The sequence below is a fragment of the Kitasatospora sp. NPDC057542 genome (assembly GCF_042801945.1).
Lineage (GTDB): Bacteria > Actinomycetota > Actinomycetes > Streptomycetales > Streptomycetaceae > Kitasatospora.
In genome coordinates this window covers 1-4738 of the sequence record NZ_JBHVFE010000600.1, presented here as the reverse complement: position 1 = coordinate 4738, position 4738 = coordinate 1, and the positions used below count along the sequence as shown (strand labels likewise).

The 4738-nt window shown below is 74.1% G+C and carries 3 protein-coding genes; all 3 read right to left on the bottom strand.

Annotated elements, in window-relative coordinates; all coding sequences use genetic code 11:
- Window positions 1-46 precede the first annotated feature (46 nt).
- On the bottom strand, window positions 47-1318 hold the full coding sequence (locus ACFU7Y_RS40480) for an SWIM zinc finger family protein (protein WP_380771380.1): 1272 nt from the start codon (window positions 1316-1318) through the stop codon (window positions 47-49).
- Entirely contained in the window at window positions 1315-4251 is a 2937-nt protein-coding gene (locus ACFU7Y_RS40475; RefSeq protein ID WP_380771378.1) for a DEAD/DEAH box helicase, read from the bottom strand. Before ACFU7Y_RS40475 ends, ACFU7Y_RS40480 begins: the two co-directional genes overlap by 4 nt.
- Before the next feature lie 29 nt (window positions 4252-4280).
- A partial coding sequence (locus ACFU7Y_RS40470; protein WP_380771381.1) for a hypothetical protein occupies window positions 4281-4738 on the bottom strand: 458 nt, incomplete at its 5' end.

Below are 4738 nucleotides of genomic sequence, written 5' to 3'. Positions count from 1 at the left end.
GACCTGTGTCCGTCCCGGGCCCGCCGCGCGCACGGTGCCCGGCGGTTCAGCCGTCGAGGAGCTCGGCGAGGACCTCAGCCGGGTCGTGGTGCGGTGCGGCGGCCGGCCACCACCGACCGTCCTCCTGCCGGTAGGGGTACCAGCGGCCGTCCCGCCCGTAGCGGAGCTGGAGCCCGCTGCCGGCCAGCGTCCAGCGGTTCTCCCGCACCTCCGGCGCGGGGAGTTCGTCCTGCTCCCAGCCCGCGGTGAGCGCGGCGCTCGCCCGGGCGGTGTCCTGCGTCGGCGGTGTCCAGGCCTCCTCCAGCACGTCCAGCCCGGCGCTCCCGCCCAGCCTCCACGCCTCGGCCGCCCGGTCCAGCTGCTCCGGGCTGCCGCAGGCCTCCCGCAGGCGGGCCAGGACCCGCGACTCGGGGCGGGTCGCCGCGATCCGTACGCAGTCCCGCCAGAGGTCGAGCGGCACCGGCGGCTCGGCGGTGAAGCCGTGGGTGTAGGCGAGCAGCTCACGGGCGCGCACGGCCGCGTCGGTGACCAGCTGCTCCAGCGGGTCGGCCAAGGACGCGTCCTGGCGCACGGGCGGCCCGGGCAGCGGCGGCAGCCCGGGCAGCGCAGCCGGCTCACGGCCGAAGACCTCCTCGGCGGGAGTGCCGTCCGGCAGCTGCGCCGCGTCGGCCTTCGGACCGGCCTTCGCTTCCTCCTGCGCCCCGTCGGCGTCCTCGTCCCCGAGGCCGCCGACGATCGCCTGCATCAGCAGGACGGACCGGAGTTCCTCCCGCGCCTCCTGCACGCCGCGTCCCCGCAGCAGGAGCAGCAGCATCGTGTCCTCGTCCAGCAGCCAGGACACCTGGTAGCAGAGCGCGGCCGCGTGCTTGCAGGGGTGGTCGAACGCGTCGCATTCGCAGTCCGCCTCCAAGTCGCCGTAGCCGGGCAGCAGTCGGACCCGTGCGTCCTCGGCGGCCTCCAGCAGGTCGGGCGGCAGTTCACCGGCGAGCAGCTCATCGGTGACATCCGGCCGCTCGGCGGTCTTCTCCCAGAGCAGCTCCCACTCGTCCTCGTCGAGCTCCTCCAGGGTGAGCACCGTCCTGAACGGGGTGTCGCCCTCGTAGCCGGTGGTGGAGACGCGCCCGGGGCTGACCGTGATCGGTCCGAGCCGGCCGGTCCGCGCGTAGGCCCGGCCCTTCTTCAGCGTCTCCTCGTCCAGGGAGGTGTCCTCCAGCGCGTCCGCCCAGGCCTTGCCCCACCAGGACTGGCCGCGTGCCCGGCTGCCCCGGCGCGCGGCGAAGGCCGGGAAGCCCCGCGCGCCCGTCTCGTCCCCGCTCATCCCGCGCTCCTCAGTTCGACCAGGTTGGCCAGTTCGTCGTTGGTCAGCTGCGTCAGTGTCTGCTCCCCGGAGCCCAGCACGGCGTCTGCCAGGCCCTTCTTCGCTTCGAGCAGGGCGGCGATGCGGTCCTCGACGGTCCCCTCGGCGATCATCCGGTGCACCTGGACGGTGCGCGTCTGCCCGATGCGGTAGGCGCGGTCGGTGGCCTGGGCCTCCACCGCCGGGTTCCACCAGCGGTCGTAGTGCACGACGTGGTCGGCGCGGGTGAGGTTGAGTCCGGTGCCGGCGGCCTTGAGGGAGAGCAGGAAGACGGGCACCTCCCCGTCCTGGAACCGGCGGACCATCTCCTCGCGGCGCGGCACCGGAGTGCCGCCGTGCAGCAGCAGCGTGGGGACGCCGCGCTCGCGCAGGTGGGCCTCCAGCAGCCGCGCCATGGCGACGTACTGGGTGAAGACCAGGGCGGCCCCGTCCTCGGAAATGATGGTGTCCAGCAGTTCGTCGAGCAGTTCCAGCTTGCCGGAACGGCCGGCCAGCCGGGTGCCTTCCGCCTCCTTGAGGAACTGCGCGGGGTGGTTGCAGATCTGCTTCAGGCCGGTGAGCAGCTTGAGCACCAGACCGCTTCGGGCGATGCCCTCGGTGGCCTCGATCTGCGCCATGACCTCACGGACCCGGGTCTCGTACAGGGTCCGCTGCTCGGGGGTGAGGGAGACCGGGTGGTCCGTCTCGGTCTTCGGCGGGAGTTCGGGGGCGATGCCCGGGTCCGACTTCTTGCGGCGGAGCAGGAACGGCCGTACCAGTTCGGCCAGTCGCTGTGCGGTGGGGCCGTGCTCTCCCTGCTCGCCCGGCGGCGGTCCGAACTCCGCGCGTTCCGCGCGTTCGGCCTCGATGGCGGCGATCCAGCGGCTGCGGAAGTGGCCGTGGCCGCCGAGGAGTCCGGGGGTGGTCCAGTCGAGGACGGCCCAGAGTTCGGAGAGGTTGTTCTCGACCGGGGTGCCGGTCAGGGCGATCCTGGCGTCGGCGGGGATCAGCCGCAGCGCCTTCGCGGTGCTGGAGTGCGGGTTCTTGACGTGCTGGGCCTCGTCGGCGACGACCGTGCTCCAGCGGTGTGTGCCGAGCCGCTCGGCGTCCAGGCGCATGGTGCCGTAGGTGGTCAGGACGAAGCCCGAGTCGGCGCCGTCCAGGGTGCGGTCGGAGCCGTGGTAGCGGCGGACGGGCATGCCGGGGGCGAACGTGCCGACCTCGCGCTGCCAGTTGCCCAGAAGGGAGGCGGGGCAGACGACGAGGGTGGGGCCGGCACTGTCCGGGTGCTCCTGGCGCAACAGGTGCAGCGAGATCAGCTGGACGGTCTTGCCCAGGCCCATGTCGTCGGCGAGGCAGCCGCCGAGACCGAGCGAGGTGAGGCGGTCCAGCCAGCGCAGGCCGCGCAGCTGGTAGTCGCGCAGGGTGGCCGCGAGCGCGGCGGGCTGCTCGACCGCTTCGTTGCCGCCGTCAGCTTCGGCCAGGCGTCGGCGCAGGGCGAGCAGCCAGGCGCTGGGCGCGACCCGTACCTGCTTGCCGCCGATCTCGGTGTACCCGGTGAGGGCAACGGCGAGCGCCTCGATGGCGGTGAGCGGTTCGAGGTCGCGTTCGCCGGCCTTGCGGGCGATGTCGGCGCCGATGAGCACCCGGCGCCCGCGCAGCAGGGCCAGCGGCTGGTCGGCGGCGGCGATCTCGGCCATCTCCTGCTCGGTGAGGGCTTCCCCGTCGAGGTCGAGCTGCCAGCGCAGGTCGACCGTGCCGTCACCACCGAAGAAGGAACGCAGGTCGGTGGGCGGGGTCCGCTCGCCGCCGACGACGGCACGGGTCGTGAGGGAACGGGTGGCGTCCGCGGGCCAGAGCACCTCGACGCCGTGGGCGGCGAGCCGGCCGGCGGTGTCGCCGAGCAGGTCCTGGACCTCGCGGTCGGTGAGGTCCAGGGCGGAGGGCACCGGCAGCAGGCGGGACAGGGGCTGCCAGACGTCGGCGGCCCGCCGTACGGCGAGGACGGTGTCGGCGTGGGCCCGCGGTCCGAACCCGGCTGCCTCGACCGTGGCGAACAGCTCGTCGGCGTCGGCTCTGAGGGTCGGGTCGGCCAGGCTGGACACCTGGGGCACCAGGCGCAGGGCGGGCCGCTCGCCGTCGCCGGCGACGGGCACCAGGTCCAGGCGCAGGGCCAGCCGTACGCCCGAGTCGAGGCCGGCGGAGATCTCCTCGGCCCAGGCGCGCAGCTGGGGGACGTACTGGGGTTCGACGGCGGCGAAGGCCGGGCGGCCGGTTGCGGCGGGCGCGGCGGCGGTGCGCGGCAGGGTGTCGGCGACCGCATCGAGGAAGGAGCGGAGCAGGGCGGTGGCGTCGGGCAGCAGCAGCGAGCCGCCCGGCGGGACGGGCAGGGGCGCGGCGAGCGCCTCGGCCGGTGCCGCGGCGGCCAGTTCGCGAATGCGCCGGACGTCCTCCGGGGCGAGCGGGCCGGCGCGCCAGGTGTCGTAACCGGTGGCGGAAACGCCGGGGAGCAGCCGTTCGCGGGCGGCGAGGTGCAGGCCGAGGGCGGTGGCGGCGCCCCAGAACGCAGCGGACGGGCTGGGGGTGACATCGGCGGTGCCGTTCGCGGTCCCGTCGGCGGTCGCTTCGACGGTCGCTTCGGTGTGGAGCCGGCGGGCCAGGGTGAGGGTGGGCAGTGCCTGGGCGACGGTCAGCCGCAGAACCGGGCAGCGGCGTACCGCGAGGGTGCCGCCGTCGGCGGTGACCAGGTCGGCTTCGCCGGGTTCGCCGAAGGGCAGCTGTGCGGCGAGGCCGGGGCCGGCCGGGCCGTCGGGGTACCGGAACGCGAGCCTTCCGGTACGCGCCGGATCGCCCGGCTCGAAGGTTACCGCGCACTGCGCCAGCAGGTCGGCCTGCTCTCGCGACATCCACACCATCTGTTCCGCCCCCTGGTTCGTCCGTCCGGTCAACGTCCACCGTCCACACGGCTCTTGCCCAGTCCCTGGGGAGTTGGCGTACCGCATCGGTGCGGGGCGGTGCACGCAGCGGTCTCCGCGAACCGCTCGGCAAGGTCGGGGGTGGCGCCGGTCCCGTCGTGCCTGACGGACCATTCACCGGTGTGTGCGGACATCAGGGCCGGGGTCGTGAACACCGTCAGCCGGCGCTTCGGGATCTCGATGCCGACGTCCTTGAGGTTGTTCTCCCGCGCGCCGGGCACGCGGATCAGGTCGTGGCTGTCGGCAGTGTGCGGCGCAGACGACTGTGACTGGGGGGTGTGCGTCCTCGGGGCCATGCTCGTGGTCTCTCCAAAACTGTTGTACGGATCGCGCGGGACTGCCTGGGGCCGCCGTCGCGGCGCGGCGCGACTGTCTCTGCGCTCTCTGCTGCTCCCCGTGGTCTGCGGTGAGCCGAGGAAATCGGCTC

Excerpts from the sequence above, each read along its gene's own strand:
- ACFU7Y_RS40475 (WP_380771378.1), bottom strand. The coding sequence starts at position 4,251 with ATGGTGTGGATGTCGCGAGAGCAGGCCGACCTGCTGGCGCAGTGCGCG.
- ACFU7Y_RS40480 (WP_380771380.1), bottom strand. The coding sequence starts at position 1,318 with ATGAGCGGGGACGAGACGGGCGCGCGGGGCTTCCCGGCCTTCGCCGCG.